Source organism: Alteromonas sp. RW2A1, from assembly GCF_001886475.1.
Taxonomy (GTDB): domain Bacteria; phylum Pseudomonadota; class Gammaproteobacteria; order Enterobacterales; family Alteromonadaceae; genus Alteromonas; species Alteromonas hispanica.
Genome location: NZ_CP018031.1, coordinates 2,431,599 through 2,447,109 on the forward strand (window position 1 = coordinate 2,431,599; position 15,511 = coordinate 2,447,109).

The window sequence follows — 15,511 nt, forward strand, 5'->3', positions numbered from 1 at the left end:
CTGGCAGCTGCCTCATTTAGCAACAGCGGGACAACATTTTAAGTCTCGCTGTGTGGCTAAGTATCTATGCAAAGTGGTATTACTCCCCTTCTTCTTTAAACGTCTCTTTAATTTCAATAATCTTTGGCAGCATTGCAATAAGAAGATCGACAAGCTTTGGTTCAAAGTGTTTGCCTTTCTGACTTTGAATAAACTCTACCGCCTTTTCTATGCTCCACGCCTCTTTATAAGGCCTTTTACTCGTTAAAGCATCGAAAACATCAGCAAGCGCACAGATGCGACCCTCTATAGGAATCTCTTCCCCCTTCAAACCTTTTGGATAACCCGTGCCATCCCATTTTTCGTGGTGCGTCATTGAAACGGATTTGGCAACCTTCAAAAGTAATGAATCGCCGCAATCACCAATAATTTCTGCCCCAATCTCCGGATGTCGCTGCATATCTTTAAATTCTTCATCCGTCAGCTTTCCAGGTTTGAGCATAATGCTATCGGCAATACCTATTTTCCCTATATCGTGCATAGGAGCAGCATGGAGTAAAGTTGTGGCTTGCTCTTCAGATAACCCATAAGCCAATGCTAACTCTTTTGAGAAATGACTCATACGCATTACGTGCATGCCAGTCTCGTTGTCTTTATACTCAGCTGCGCGGCCAAGCCGCTGAACCACATGCAGCCGACTCTCCATAAGCGCCTCAGCACGAACCAAACTTAAATGGGTTTTTACTCGTGCTTTAACCACAGCAGGTGATATAGGTTTAGTAATGTAATCTACTGCACCAACTTCAAAGCCCCTCGCTTCATCCATATCGTCGTTGAGAGCGGTAACAAAGATAACAGGAATATGTTCAGTAGCTTCATTGTTTTTAAGTGACTCACAAACCTCGAATCCCGTCATTCCAGGCATCATGACATCCAGTAGAATGAGGTCGGGCTTACGAGATGAGGCAATCTCAAGTGCCTCATGACCATCACGAGCAAACACTAATTGATATTGACTAGATAGAAGTTGCTTTAGAACCCGTAAATTAGCAGGTTCATCATCAACAAGTAACAAAATCGGATCCGCAATTTTAGTATCAAGCATAGTCAGCCTCTACTATGTTTCTAACGTTTTTAGCAGTTCATCTACATATTTTAACGCCGATTTGAAATCGAAGTTATCAATATGGAGCAACACTTGAGATATGGCGTCCTCGTGTAGAGAGGCGGCCTCGTTACGCAGAAAAACCAACTCACTCTCATCTATCATGTTTTGAAGCAGGCTTTGCTTTAACTTAACAAGATGCTCAGTCAGCACTGCATTGTTTGCCATGATGCTGTCTGCGCTTTTATCTTTAAGGCTATCTGCCTTGGTGCCATTATTTGAACCTTCAGGAAAGGTGTGAACGTGTTTTTCTGCATTATTTAGGACAGCGATGAAAGAAGCGACATCGTCTAGATCGTGCTTCAACAACGCTAATTGGTGGTCGTCTATTTGCTGCTTAAGCGCTTGCGATTCGATGGTTTTAACATGCCGATAGAACGTAGTTAAACATAGGTTTCCAGAGGTTCCCTTTAGCGCATGTAAAGCGGCAATCGCATCGTTTGTGTGATTGTTTGATACAGCATTACCAAGCGCAATTAATTTACTACGCGCAAGATTTAAAAATTTGGTTAATTCAGAGAGTACAATCTTTTCGTCACCCCACATTAAGGTAGCTCGCTCCAAATCAATAATGTCTCGATTATGAAGAACGCCAATTGTTCGACTGGACAAAACCTCACTAACCAGTAGTTCTTTTGCATCTGACAACAATGCGTTATCAAACGCTTTTGAAAGAACGTCTTTGGTGTCTGCTTTTAGAACTCTCGCTACCTCGTGCATTAGTGACGTAAAGTCGACAGGCTTGTTCGCAAAACCTTCCATGCCAGCATGTTCAGCTGTCAATTTATCCTGTACGAGAACGCTAGCGGTGAGTGCTATCATGGGTACATGGTCTAATTTGTTGTCTTTTTCAAATTGACGACGCTGTTTTGCTGCACTAAGCCCATCTAACTTAGGCATTTGTAAGTCCATAAGCACAATATCGAAATCATGCTCCTTCATCTTTTTCAGCGCTTCCTCTCCGTCCTCAGCTGACGTTACGTCATGACCAGCGCGAGTAAGGAATAGAGTAAGAAGCTCTATATTTTGTTGAACATCATCGGCAACCAAAACTTTCAAAGCCCGTATTATGTTCGAATGAGAGGTGCGCGAAGATTTTGTCTTTACCGAAACATCAGCAGGCTTAAGTGGCAAAGAAAAAATGAAAGAAGATCCTTCGTTCTTTTCACTAGAAACAGATATTGAACCTCCCATTAACTCAACCAACTGTTTTGATATTGTTGTGCCAAGCCCAGTGCCTCCATATTTCCTGCTCATTGAGGCATCTGCCTGAGAAAAAGGATCGAACACACGCTCTACTTGCTCTTTGGTCATACCGATACCGGTATCACTTACCTCAAAAATAATATCATCACAATGCTCATAAACAGAGATGACAACCTCTCCTTCATGCGTGAACTTAACTGCATTGCCAATGAGATTATTGAGTACTTGTCTTATTCGCTCTGGGGCGCCAATAAAAGCGTCACCTATTTGAGCATCTACCGATAAGCGCAAATCAACTTGCTTTCGCTTTGCCTCTAACCAAAAGGTGGAAACAACCAGGTCTAACTCCTCTCGTAAAGAAAACTCTCTAAGCTCAATATCGAGCTTGCCTTTATCAAGTTTGGCGCTATCAAGAATGTCGTTGAGTAAATGCAACAAAGACCGAGCAGAGCGATTGATAGTAGTAAGATGTCCTTTTTGATCTTGATTTGTAGCTTCGCTTAACATCAAGTCACTAAAACCAATTATGGCGTTCATGGGAGTTCGAATTTCGTGACTCATGTTGGCGAGGAACGCAGCTCTAGTAGCTGCTGCTCCTTGCGCCTTATCCCGAGCAGCCTTAAGCGCGTTCTCCATATTTTTTCTAGGCGTGATATCTGAAATAAACCCATCTATATATTTCACTTCATCATGCTCGTTATCAACGAAGACCCCCTGCTCAATAACCCATTTAACCTCTTCACACTTGGTAATTATTCGATACTCAAGAGTAAAAGTGCCTTCGCCCGCTCTTTTTTCTTCAATATATTTTCTATCCTCTGGATGATAAAGAGAAGCGAAGGTGCGCTTAGGGTCAGGTAGCATAAACTCTTCTGCATCATATCCTGTGAGATCTTTTACAGCGTCGCTTAAGAAAATCATCTGCCGTTTCGGACCCGCAAGTTTACGATAGGCCATGCCGGGTATGTTAGCAATTAAACTTCTAAATTTAGCCTCACTCTCTCTTAACTTGTTCTCAATCGCTTTTCGCTTTCTCAAGTCTGAGGCAAGAGAGACAAAGATGGCGCGCCCATTAATTCGAGTGTGTCCAATCCCCGCTCTTATAGGGATCCTTTCTCCACTTTTTCTCAGCACCTCAGCCTCAATCCCTCTGCCAATTGCCCGCTCTTCTTCAAAGGAAGTTTTTTTGAAAAAGTCTGGCCCGTAGAGATGTCTGCGCTCCGGCGTAACTAACTCATTAGCGTGCATGCCAATTAGCTCTGAGACTTTGTATCCGTAAACGTTCTCAGCCGCAGGATTAGCAGTGCGAATAATCCCGTCGTCGCCAAAGGTAATAATGGCATCTACGGCAGTGTCTGTAATAGCTCTCTGTACTCGCTCACTTTCAATAGCTCGCGTCATTGTATCTCGATATTTAAACAATAGACTCACGCCTAGCGCCGATGCAATCAGCACAGTAGTCACTACCGCGGTTGCCACAGCTAAATATGTTGTGATACCCGATGGCTGAGAAGTCAGCTCAAACCCAGGTGGTAGTACAAACCGTGCTGCAGCCATGCCAGTGTAATGCATACCCGCAATAGCAAACCCCATAACGACACTGGCCAAACTGACATGCCTCAGTGATACCCGTTTGGTGTTGACGCTTGCTCGAATGCCAAACTTTATCCACAAAGAGAGCATTGCTAAGACAACGGCTACAGCAATGGAAAATAGAAACATAGGTAGGTCATAACGTAACAAGGGCGCCATATCCATCGCCCCCATGCCAATGTAGTGCATACTACCGATACCCGAGCCCATTAACACTCCGCCCTGCATAATTTCAACAGCAGAAACCTTCCTCTTTGTTAATAGATGTAATGCAACCCAAGACGCCGCCACCCCGGGTATAGCAGATACCATAGTTATTGAGACGTCGTAATTTACTTGCGTACAAAGCTCTAAAGCCAGCATGCCTAGGAAGTGCATAGACCACACACCGCCCCCTAGGGCAAAACTTCCTGTGGCGAGCAAAATATTTTTTCTTAATTTGTGTTTGGTTACCGCAGCTTGGCTTGCTACGTTGAAAGCCATAAAAGACGCAAACACTGCAATCAGCAGAGATAAAAGAATAAGAGGAAAGTGATATGAGCTTTCAAGCATAGAGGTATCATTGTCAAAAGCGAAAATATTAAAAAACGACATGTAAAAAATTAAACCGCAAAGTCAAGTTACTACTTCTGCAAAATAGCACATCTTGAAATGCCCGTGACGCGCATTACAAAAAACTAGACTAATTGATGTCCCAAATAGCTCTAACCACAACAAAATCCGTATCTTTAGTATCAATTTAATGTAAGACATGAAAAAGACTTAACAGCGCAAATGAAATACTGTTTAACAAAGCCAGTTGAGAATATAGGGGTACTTTACGAAGCAAAATGTAGGCGTGTTGTACTGATTTAGCGCTTAATTAAGGGCGAATTTTTTACATTAACGATGAAAAGGCGGAAAAAACAAAAAAGCCTAGCAAGTACTAGGCTTTTTAAAGTGGTTGCGGGAGCAGGATTTGAACCTACGACCTTCGGGTTATGAGCCCGACGAGCTACCAGACTGCTCCATCCCGCGTCTGTACGGTAAATCATGACTGCGTCACAATTTTAAATTCTGGACTATTTTCTGTGGTTGCGGGAGCAGGATTTGAACCTACGACCTTCGGGTTATGAGCCCGACGAGCTACCAGACTGCTCCATCCCGCGCCAGAAAATATCCGTTGAGATTACTTGGCTTTTCTTCCTCGCCTCAACGTGGTGCGTATTATACATAGGGACTTTACTAACACAAGTCCCTATCATCGAAATATTGCATTTTTCTTATCGTTCGCAGGTTAATTAAACAAATTGTGCAAACTTAATACAAAGCGCATGCTTTTAACGTCAATATCTCTTTATTTTATTTAAATTTTTCCATTTTTTCGGCAAGCGAAAAGTCCAATTCACTCAATCCGTCAACATCGTGGGTAGTTAACTTCACTTCCACTTTGTTATAAACATTGAACCATTCAGGGTGATGTTTAAGTTTCTCAGCCCAGATGGCGATTTGCGACATCCAGCCAAATGCACGAATAAAACTCTTAAAAGAAAACGTTTTGGTAATGGCATCGCCTTCTCTAACCCAAGAGTCACCATCAACAACTAACTCGTTTAGTGCGGTTAGTTTGGTCTCAATGGCATTATCATCTAACTTAGTGGTCATAATCGAACTCCTGATTTATCTATCATTCACTATCGACAACATAGAAGACTTTAAAGAAGTTTGAGCAATAATGAAAAGCTGTTGCTGCAATTAGGCAAAGAAGGCCCACTCTTTAGTGGTGATATATGTTTACATCGAGTAGGGTGAGGCGTCACTGCCTCATCCCTCTCACAGAACCGTACATACGGGCCTCGTATACGGCTCATGCACATAGTTATTTAGCGTAATTGCCGCCCTTGCCATTCGGATTATCTTCCCCTCAGTCAGGGTGATTCAGGTTTCTTTCAACCTGACGGGTTTGCCAGCTTCGCTGGGCAAACAAAAAAGCCGGCCCTTAAAAATAAGGGCCGGCTGTCAGGTGCTAGTATAATTCTTTTACGTCAAACGCAATTAGAACTCAACCGCCAGTCTTGCGTATATCTGACGTCCTCTTGGGTCATGAACCTTCGAGTCGAAACCACTGTTTGTGAAAACCTGAGGAGGATTTTCGTCTGTTAAATTGATACCTCCGACAGTTAATAGATAAGATGTCTGTGTATCAATCAGCGCACTAAGATCTACATTAAATTGAGCATCGAAAGTTACATGGCTATCAATTTCTTTCAAACCAGCACTGCCACAGCCCTGTGATATGATGCTGCCGTCGGCACAGTTTTGATCATCGTCGTAACTACTAATATACCGAACGAAAAGGTTTGCGCTATAGGCATCTTTTCTCCAAGTTAAACCAAGGTTAGCTCGTAACTCTGGCGAAGATACTCCGATATTAGTGAAGTTTCTTCGACCGACTCCGTCAACCTGACCCGCTTGTGGATCATTCAAGTCATAACCCAGAACATATGTTGCCGATATATTGGGAACGAACGTACCTATTTCAGTTTCAACTTTATAGCTAGCGACGAAATCTAATCCATCAGTCTCCAAAGAACTGGCGTTTACAAATGTATTATTTACCTGCAGAACTGGACCTGTCAGCGGATCGCCCGCTCGTATGATACGAGAAGTGTCCGTTGGATTTTGGTTTAACAGTGCCTGTGCACTCTCTTGAATTATCAAGTCTTCAAACTCGAAATTCCAGTAGTCCACTTCAATCGATAGATCTTTAAAAGGCTCAAAGGTCAAACCAAAGTTATACGCCGTAGACTCTTCAGGTGTCAAATCTTCATTACCCACTGTGCGCACTGCTGCAAACGCGTTGCCTTGCACTACTGAATCTGTCAGCTGCTGTAGGCTCGTGGCCCCGCCGTTTCGCATAAATATTGACGGTGCTCTAAATGACGTAGAAATAGACCCTCTCAGAGACAGATCATCGGAGAATCGATAATTAAATGCAACTTTTGGATCTATGGTGTCACCAATGCTCCCGCCATAATTTTCATACCGCAAAGCCAATTGAACATCTAATTGATCATTTACTGGTAATGCCATTTCAGCAAAGGCGGCCCAAACATCTAGCGTGCCGCTAAAGTCTGGATTACCGATAACAAAGGAGAAGCTGTCTTGGTTAGATAACTGATCATAATCCTGACTTAGTTCTTCTTCACGGTATTGCATGCCGACGGCGAGACCTGCAAACCCACCGCCCATCTCAAAGACATCAAATGAAGCGAATCCCTCGAACACTTGCAGTTTTGACTCGGAGTCAATGACTTGGTCGGCGGAGAACGAATCGATAACGTATTGTGAGTTCGGTGACGTCGTAAATGACGTAGCAAACGGATTAAAGTATTCGCAAGAACCTTGGCCCGGCACCGAAGCTGGACTACTTGGATCACAATTTGCTCCACCAAACCCTGCTAAAGCGAGATTAAACTCTGTATTAAGTACGTCTTCAACACTAAACAAAAACTCATTTTTTGCATTGGTATAACTAATCTCCCAGAAACCACTTTCAAGCTCGCCTGTTAGACTTGTATTGAATCTAAATGTTTCTGACTCAGTGTTTGCAGGGTCTGCCTCAAAACCATTACCTTCCGCTCTTCCGAGAAATTGGACCGCTGTACCAAAAGGATTGTCGGGGTGTGTTGCCGGAACGATCGGCCCACGTAGGTTTGGAAAGCTTGGTGCACCGCCACGTTCAGCCCGATTGCGAGCCATGCCGAACTCGGTTGCCCACGTAATTGTATCTGTTAATTCAAAATCAGACTTCACGAAAATGTTCAGCCTACTTTCTTCTGGAACATACGAATAACCGGGCCCAAAATCGAATTGGCACGTTCCTAAATCTAATGAGCCGAAGCCAGGATAAGGAACAGTAGCGGCAATATTTGCGTTACCGCCAAATTCTGCACAACCGGTTGGATCGATAACAGGAACACCCGGGGGAATTCCGGGTACTCCAAAGTACGAACCTGGATTACCTAAGTTACTGCTATCGTCTTGTGGGCGAGATAGACGTCTATCTGATAAAAACAGAGGATCGCGACTTGTGTAGCTAACAGCAGCCATCACATTTCCTCTATCGGAACTAGTTCCCCAAAGCCCCTGCAAAACGTACTCAGAATTATCACCATAAGCACCATCTTGATAATCTGCTGTTATTTTAGCTCCCTCATAATTGCGCTTTGTAATAAAGTTAACAACACCAGCAACGGCATCAGAGCCATAAAGTGCAGAGGCACCATCTTTTATTATTTCAACGCGGTCGATAGCTATCATCGGCACTAATGAGCTGGTGTCTACAAAATTTAGACCTTCATTAGTTTGCTGCGAGTTCACGACTTGACGTCGACTGTTAAGCATTACCAAAGTAGAAGCAACACCCAGACCTCTTAAATTTATGTTTGAGGTACCTGCCGTAGCATTTTGGGTGAACGCGTCTGGGTTATTTTCTGCGCCCGAGTTGATAGTAAGAGTCTGCGTGATATCAGCAATATTTTTTGCGCCAATCGAATCGATTGCCACACTATCGACTACTGCTAGCGGAGAAGGAGATTCGAAGTTTTCGCTTCGGCGTACAAAACTACCTGTAACAAGAATTAGCTCAACATCCCTTTTTGCTTCTTTCTCGCTTTCGGCCTCAGTTTCTTGAGTTTCTTGAGCTGATGCAATAATTGGTGAGCAAAGCAATGCAGCGCCTACAAAGGCGGCAACTGCCGTTTTACGCGTGTTCAATTTCATAGTGTGATTCCAAATCTGGGCGTTTCACTACCGGTATGTGTATTCTCGCTTTCCGCTAGCGACCTGCTATTCGATTTTCTGTTATTTTTGTGTGCAACCATAAACAACCTATGGCCACAATTTGATACTATGCCTGAATCCTAAGTTTGTAAATTTATTGTGAATAATATGTTTACATTAATTTTACACATGGTCTTACCAGTTATACTAAAGTATTATTTGTTTAGCTCAGACGCTTGTGAGTATAAATTGCTGATCACCTGTGAAATTGATTCACAAACCTTGTTGCTCCGAAACCTCAGAAAATAAAAAGCTTTTATCTTTCAATATTTTAAAAAATTCACAAAACGGAACATTTCTTGTAACTCCCAAGTCAATTACAAAACAAACGAGAGTTGCACTATTCGCCATGGAAATACCGCAAATTGACGATATCTATAAACTATTAAGCGATAAACTTGAGTCATGGATGGAAGGTGCAATAACCATCCTCCCTAATATCGTCGTCGCAATTTTAATTGCCATTGCATTTGGCGTTTTAGCTCGTGTTGTGGGCAATGTGGTTGGCAGGGTAATGCGCCGCACGTTTGAATCTCGCCAAATAGCAGGGTTACTCACTTCAATTGTTAAGTCACTGGTATTAATAGCCGGCATATTTATAGCCCTCGATTTTGTTGGCTTGAAGGGTACGGTCACCTCTTTATTAGCCGGAGCGGGGATCGTGGGCTTGGCCATAGGCTTTGCATTTCAGGATATGACCGAAAACTTAATTGCCGGTATCGCGATGGGTATTCGCAAGCCCTTTGAGATTGGTGATGTTATTGAAGCAGAAGGTGTGTTTGGCAACGTAAAAGGCATCAACCTGCGCAATACGCTTGTAGAAACTTTTTACGGCCAACTGGAAGTTATTCCAAATAAGATTTTGTTTAGAAATATTCTTACAAATTATTCCACACTCGGACATCGACGAATTGAAGTGCCAGTCGGAATTTCATATGCAGACGATATCGAAAAAGCAGTGTCAGTCATTGTCGATGCGATGAAAGAAAAAGATTAGGTAATCATGAAGGAAGATACCGCTGTGTATGCAGAGTCCTTCGGCGACTCGAGTATTAACTTACTTTTATGGTTTTGGATTAAATATCCTGGCGAACATTCATTTATGCAAGTGCGTCACGACGCAGTAAGTACAGTTAAAACGGTACTTGAAGATAATGATATTCTCATACCGTTCCCTATTCGCACTCTCGATTTCAACTCGAAAGGAAGCGATAACTTAAACACGATGTTAAAAGATACCAAAGAAACGCAGTAAACCGTTGCCGTTTAAATAAGTAAACGTTGCAATATTCATCACAGAAAATGGAGAAATCTATGAACACTTTAATAGAGTCAAAAACAGTAAGAGCCCTATTTGTTGCATTGGTAATGGGCGCTTCGCTCGGTGGCTGCGCTACAATTGAAGGCGCAGGCGAAGACATTGAAAGTGCGGGCGATGCTATTGAAGATACCGCTGAAGATGCGTCAAATTAATCGTTAAACCACATAGCTGTTAAAAACAAAACACCCTTTCCACGCAAGTGCAAACTCGCGTCGAAAGGGTTTATTTGTTTTGCAATGAATTACCTTCTTTTCACAATAGGGAAAGCTCGGCCTTAGACAATTACAGCAAGCATTAGAAAGCTTCCTACCAGTGCGGGGTTCCCACTCGACTTCAACATGCAGCTGGCTTCTACTTTGTAAAGTTTCCCTTGAGGCTTGTCTGTCACATCAATAACCTTGAATTGATATCGAATAGCATCGCCACTTTTCACAGGCTCTAAAAAGCGAAGTTTATCTATTCCATAATTAATTGTGGAAGCCACTTTTTCGCTGGCAGCAATAACTTGTGAGAACGCTTGAGGCATAAGTGACGCCGATAAAAAGCCATGGGCAATAGTGGTTTTAAAAGGGCTCTCTTTAGCACACCGTTCTTCATCTAAGTGAATCCACTGATGGTCACCCGTGGCATCGGCAAACCGGTTTATCATATCTTGAGAAACGGTCGTCCAGTCGGCCTGCTCAAGCGTGTCACCTACAGCTAAATCAATGAGTGATTTCATTTTTCTAAATTCCCTGACTTATTATTAATTTTACTACACTACTATTAGCAATCTGAATGTTTCAATTAACTTTTAATAATAGGTATTTATAAGTATTCTTGTTACACTATCGTTAACAATGCGTGGTTACTATGTACACAATTGTGACATCGTAGCCTGTTATTATCTATTGGCTTTTTCTGGGTACTCGCCCCACTGAAGGATTAATTATGAATCTCAATAGAGTCGACTTGAACCTTTTCGCGGTGTTTGATGCTATTTATACCGCAGGCAGCTTAACGAAAGCCGCCGATGTTCTATGTATTACGCAGCCTGCGGTAAGTAATTCACTTGCCAGGCTAAGAGAAATGCTGAACGACCCTCTATTTGTTCGCACCGGTCATAGCATGACGCCCACTCCCGTGGCGCAAAATATTATTGTTCCTGCAAGGCAAGCACTGGCTTTACTGCGCAAGAGTGTTCAAGAAAGTCACACCTTCGATCCACTTACCGCAGAGAAGTCATTTAACTTTGCAAGTAGAGATTTGTTAGAGGCCAGTATTATGCCTCGCCTTGTTGCTCGCCTTCAGAATTTGGCGCCAAACATTGGCATAACAAACTACGAAATTCCGCGCAGTCAGATTGTGTCCGCGATGGCGAGCGGCACTCTTGATTTCTTTGCAGACGCGTCTACCTTTACCGACCCTCATTTGTGCAAAGAGAAAATAGCGCAAGACCGTTTTGTTGTGCTGGCGAGAAAGAATCACCCTGCACTAAAGAACGGACTCGATTTAGAAACATTCTTACGCCTAGGTCATATCAATGTATCGCAAAGAAAGTCAGGGGCTGGGCCCATTGATATTGCTTTAGACAAAATGGGAAAACGCAGAAAAGAGGTCATGCGAGGCCAACACTTTCTCACAGTTCCAAGCACTATCGTAAAAACCGACCTAATTGCTTGTTTACCATTTCACCTAGCTAAACATTACGATTTAGCTATATACGAAGTGCCTTTTGACTTACCTCCAGTAGAGTATTACCTGTATTGGCATGTGAGTGCCGATCATGACTATGCACATATGTGGATGCGCGAACAAATTATGGAAGTGGCGAGCAATTTCAAACCTCATTAGCGCGCCTGCGCACATCTTCAGTAAGCGTTAACCAACTTTTGAAGTCTCAATATGCCCGAGCAGGGTACATTGGGACTTTTTTTGTAGCCGTGACAAATGCACAAAAATTTTCTAAATCTCCATGCAAGCGCCTAATACAAAAGACTAATTTTGATTAAACGACAGACTAAACTTTAGTCTAACGTATGTATATTCATACTAAGTTATTTTTCAGCATGTTTTTGATGCCCAATGTAATGCGTTTAATAAAACCGAACACAAAAACACCAATCAAACTTATCGGGAACTTTAACCATGTTGAAAATAGTTAAATCTTCGTTAGTTATTGCTGCATCTACACTAGCGTTCTCACATGCGGCGCAAGCAGACGACATCAACGATGCACTTGCGAATATCTGCACTATTGTTCAGGCAGATGACAAAGATGAATTGCGCAAGAAAATGCGTCGCGTACAGTCTGACTTCAGATTAAAGCTTAGAGATTATTACACTGGTGTGTCTTGTGGTGGACAGAGCTTAATTCGTACCGCTCTTGAAAGTAATGCTGTGGAAGTGGGCACGCTTTTGGTAAAGAAAATGCCAAGTAAGGATCTAAAGCAGCCAGAGGCAGACGGTAAAACACTGCAAGCTTGGATTGCTGAAAAAGGGCTACAGAACTCACCGATATCTGAAGAGTTAGCCAGCCGTATTTAATTTCAATAGCATAACAATACCATCTTAATATCTGAGGCTCTTTTATGGAGCCTCTGCTATTTCTGAATGCCTCTAACGCTTTTTACGCCTCTATAAATTCGATGACGTTTATAGCTGCCCAGTCTGAATATTCTCGGTGGATCCAGTGGCTTGCCGTATCGTGGTAAATCACCTTGCAGTGCGGAACATAGTGTTCAATACCTTGAAGTACAGCAGTATCAAAAGCTTTATCTTCTCTACCCCACAGAACCAAAGTTTCCAGAGAAATGTTGATATTGGGAACGTGTATGTTCGCTAACTCATCTGGCGATGCGTTAATACCAGGTATTTTTTGTGGCATATTTCTGTAGTAACTCAACATAGCATTGAGTTTAGTTTTATCTTGCCAGTCATTTAAAAGTGAGTTCGCATATTCATGTTCTCGTTTGAAAAAGCTGGCGCCCAGCATTTCCCTTAATAGGCTAAAATTTGTGTCTGCCAACATGTTCTCAGCGCCGTTATCTCGAAGCGCATCAATATATTGACTCTTTTCACGCTGGGTTTTGCTCATTATTAACGACTGTGTAAATGTTGAAGGGTGCGCAGCATTGAGAATAACAAGTTTATCAATTAACTCACTGTGAAAAGCCGCAAGTGGCCATGCAATAGCACCGCCCCAGTCGTGCCCTATTAACACAATTTTTCTGCCCTGTTTAACTGATTCAATAAATAAAACCATGCGCTTTATCAACGCAGGCACTTCATAGTCTCGCTGGGAGGGCAATACCTCAGACAAATGATAACCGGGTAAGTCAGGGGCAATAACATCAACATGTTCGGGAGTGCAGCGTATAAACGGCTCCCATGCGTGAGAATTTTCAGGGAAGCCGTGAAACAAAATTAACAGTGTTTTTTGTTCGTCACCTTCAGACTCAGGCGCGTTAGTTCCGCGCTGTGATTCTCGGCTGAGATAATGAATTTTCTTGCCATCAATGGAGACATATCGTGAATCTAACATTATGTAAGCACCAATAAAAAAGCCGAGTAACAAAAGTGGCGATTGATTCACACACTCTCGTTACCCGGCACACTAGGTTTGCTAAAAGCTAATTATTCAACAGCAAACATACTTTCAGGCATAGACATCAGGTTGTCCGAACCAGACTGCATTGCAGAAACCAGTGAACGCGTGCGCGTAAGCAAACGATCAAAGTAGAACCCTGTAGTCAGTATTTTACTCTTGTAGAATTCCGTTTCTGTGCTTCCGGCATCAAGCTGTTCTTGTGCCTTAACTGCCATACGTAACCAGAAATATGCAACAGTCACATAACCTGAGTACATAAGGTAATCAACGGAAGCCGCACCGATTTCGTCTGGGTTAGACGCAGCCGCTTTGCCAATATCCATGGTTACTTGCTGCCACTCATCTAAATGCGAGTTTAGTGCATTTGTCCATGCGCTAAACTGTGCATTGTCGCGAAGAGAGTTACAGTAATCGCGAACTTCCTGCACAAATACATTGAGCAATTCACCGTTAGATCCCATCACCTTACGGCCAAGTAAATCCACTGCCTGAATACCCGTAGTGCCTTCGTACATGGTACAAATACGTGTATCACGTGCAAGCTGCTCCATGCCCCACTCTTTAATGAAACCGTGGCCGCCGTATACCTGCATACCGTAGCTTGTGGTTTCTTGAGCAGTTTCAGTCAAAAACGCTTTAACAATCGGCGTCAAGAATGCAAGTTTTGCTTCTGCTGTTTGCTTAGCAACTTCATCGTCGCCATATAAGGTTACATCTACCATTTGCATACAGTACGCGGCTAATGCACGATTGCCCTCGGCAAATGCTTTTTGCGTTAACAACATACGACGCACGTCTGGGTGCACAATAATGGGATCAGCAGGACCGTCTGGGTTCTTACGCCCTGTCATTGAGCGAAACTGCACTCGGTCTTTCGCGTACTTAAGCGCACCTTGGAATGCCGTTTCTGACGCTGCCAGACCTTCAAGGCCAGTGCCTATCCGTGCAGTGTTCATAAAGGTAAACATACAGTTAAGGCCGCGGTTAGGAGGACCAATAAGGAACCCTTTAGCGCCATCAAAGTTAATTACGCAAGTTGCGCTAGCTTTGATACCCATCTTGTGTTCTATACTGCCGCAATTTACCGCATTGCGATCTTGCTTCTCACCGTTTTGCGACACGTTGTATTTTGGTACAACAAACAGAGAAATACCTTTGGTGCCCTCAGGCGCGTCAGGCAGGCGAGCCAATACGATATGCACGATGTTTTCAGACATGTCATGCTCACCGGCAGAGATAAAGATCTTCGTGCCGGTTAGGCTGTAACTACCATCTTCTTGCGGTTCTGCGCGGCATTTCAGCATACCAAGGTCAGATCCACAGTGTGCCTCTGTTAAACACATTGTGCCTGTCCATTCTCCGCTGATTAGCTTATGAAGAAACATATCTTGCTGTTCTTTCGTGCCGTGCGCTTTAAGTGTTTCCATACAGCCTTGGCTTAGACCTGGATACATAGCCCACGAGTGGTTTGCACCAGAAAACCATTCAGCAATTATTGAAGCAAGTGAGTAAGGAAGGTTTTGTCCGCCAAACTCTTCTGGGTGCGCCATACTTGGCCATCCGCCTTCAACATAGGTCTGATAAGCTTCTTTGAAACCTTTAGGTGTAGTAACCACACCGTTGTCCCACTTACAACCTTCTTCATCACCAGATTGGTTAATAGGTGCAAGCGTGTTTTCTGAAAACTTAGCCGCCTCTGCAAAGATTGCTGAAACCAAGTCTTCGGAGGCTTCGTCGAAACCTAACTTTTGATAGTGACTTTGAAAATCGAGTAGCTCATGTGTTACAAACATGGCGTCGCGTTGTGGAGCTTTATAACCTTCCATACTAAATA

10 protein-coding genes, 2 tRNA genes and 1 pseudogene are annotated in these 15,511 nt (G+C 43.1%); 4 read left to right on the top strand and 9 right to left on the bottom strand.

The features are described from left to right. Positions 1 to 79 precede the first annotated feature (79 nt). From BM528_RS10885 to BM528_RS10910, 6 genes are all read right to left on the bottom strand, one after another. Positions 80 to 1,084 (bottom strand): response regulator, encoded by a 1,005-nt coding sequence (locus tag BM528_RS10885; RefSeq protein ID WP_071979823.1) that lies wholly within the window; start codon positions 1,082 to 1,084, stop codon positions 80 to 82. Between the two features lie 12 nt (positions 1,085 to 1,096). Then, the gene (locus BM528_RS10890) at positions 1,097 to 4,537 is read right to left on the bottom strand and encodes an MHYT domain-containing protein (protein ID WP_071979824.1); all 3,441 of its coding nucleotides are present in this window, start codon (positions 4,535 to 4,537) and stop codon (positions 1,097 to 1,099) included. Positions 4,538 to 4,883: 346 nt separating this feature from the next. After that, a tRNA-Met gene (locus BM528_RS10895) sits at positions 4,884 to 4,960 on the bottom strand. A gap of 54 nt (positions 4,961 to 5,014) precedes the next feature. Further along, positions 5,015 to 5,091 (bottom strand) — tRNA-Met (locus tag BM528_RS10900). 193 nt (positions 5,092 to 5,284) lie between these two features. Then, on the bottom strand, positions 5,285 to 5,587 hold the full coding sequence (locus BM528_RS10905; protein WP_071979825.1) for a 4a-hydroxytetrahydrobiopterin dehydratase: 303 nt from the start codon (positions 5,585 to 5,587) through the stop codon (positions 5,285 to 5,287). 390 nt (positions 5,588 to 5,977) lie between these two features. Continuing rightward, positions 5,978 to 8,707, bottom strand: a complete 2,730-nt coding sequence (locus tag BM528_RS10910; protein ID WP_071979826.1) for a TonB-dependent receptor plug domain-containing protein — start codon at positions 8,705 to 8,707, stop codon at positions 5,978 to 5,980. Between the two features lie 409 nt (positions 8,708 to 9,116). Between BM528_RS10910 and BM528_RS10915 the strand changes: the two are divergent. Next, positions 9,117 to 10,022 (top strand): annotated as a pseudogene (locus tag BM528_RS10915) (mechanosensitive ion channel family protein). A gap of 59 nt (positions 10,023 to 10,081) precedes the next feature. Next, positions 10,082 to 10,240, top strand: a complete 159-nt coding sequence (locus BM528_RS10920; protein WP_071979827.1) for an entericidin A/B family lipoprotein — start codon at positions 10,082 to 10,084, stop codon at positions 10,238 to 10,240. Positions 10,241 to 10,362: 122 nt separating this feature from the next. Here the strand turns inward: BM528_RS10920 and BM528_RS10925 are convergent, their stop codons facing one another. After that, complete coding sequence (locus BM528_RS10925) at positions 10,363 to 10,809, bottom strand: MaoC family dehydratase (protein ID WP_071979828.1); 447 nt, start codon at positions 10,807 to 10,809, stop codon at positions 10,363 to 10,365. A 209-nt stretch (positions 10,810 to 11,018) separates the two neighbouring features. Here BM528_RS10925 and BM528_RS10930 point away from each other — a divergent pair, with 209 nt between their 5' ends. After that, positions 11,019 to 11,921 (top strand): LysR family transcriptional regulator, encoded by a 903-nt coding sequence (locus BM528_RS10930; protein WP_071979829.1) that lies wholly within the window; start codon positions 11,019 to 11,021, stop codon positions 11,919 to 11,921. A 294-nt stretch (positions 11,922 to 12,215) separates the two neighbouring features. After that, entirely contained in the window at positions 12,216 to 12,614 is a 399-nt protein-coding gene (locus BM528_RS10935; RefSeq protein ID WP_071979830.1) for a DUF3718 domain-containing protein, read from the top strand. 82 nt (positions 12,615 to 12,696) lie between these two features. Here the strand turns inward: BM528_RS10935 and BM528_RS10940 are convergent, their stop codons facing one another. Further along, positions 12,697 to 13,611, bottom strand: coding sequence for an alpha/beta fold hydrolase (locus BM528_RS10940; protein ID WP_071981275.1), 915 nt, complete (start codon positions 13,609 to 13,611; stop codon positions 12,697 to 12,699). A gap of 92 nt (positions 13,612 to 13,703) precedes the next feature. Beyond that, positions 13,704 to 15,503, bottom strand: a complete 1,800-nt coding sequence (locus BM528_RS10945; RefSeq protein ID WP_071979831.1) for an acyl-CoA dehydrogenase C-terminal domain-containing protein — start codon at positions 15,501 to 15,503, stop codon at positions 13,704 to 13,706. Between the last annotated feature and the right edge of the window lie 8 nt (positions 15,504 to 15,511).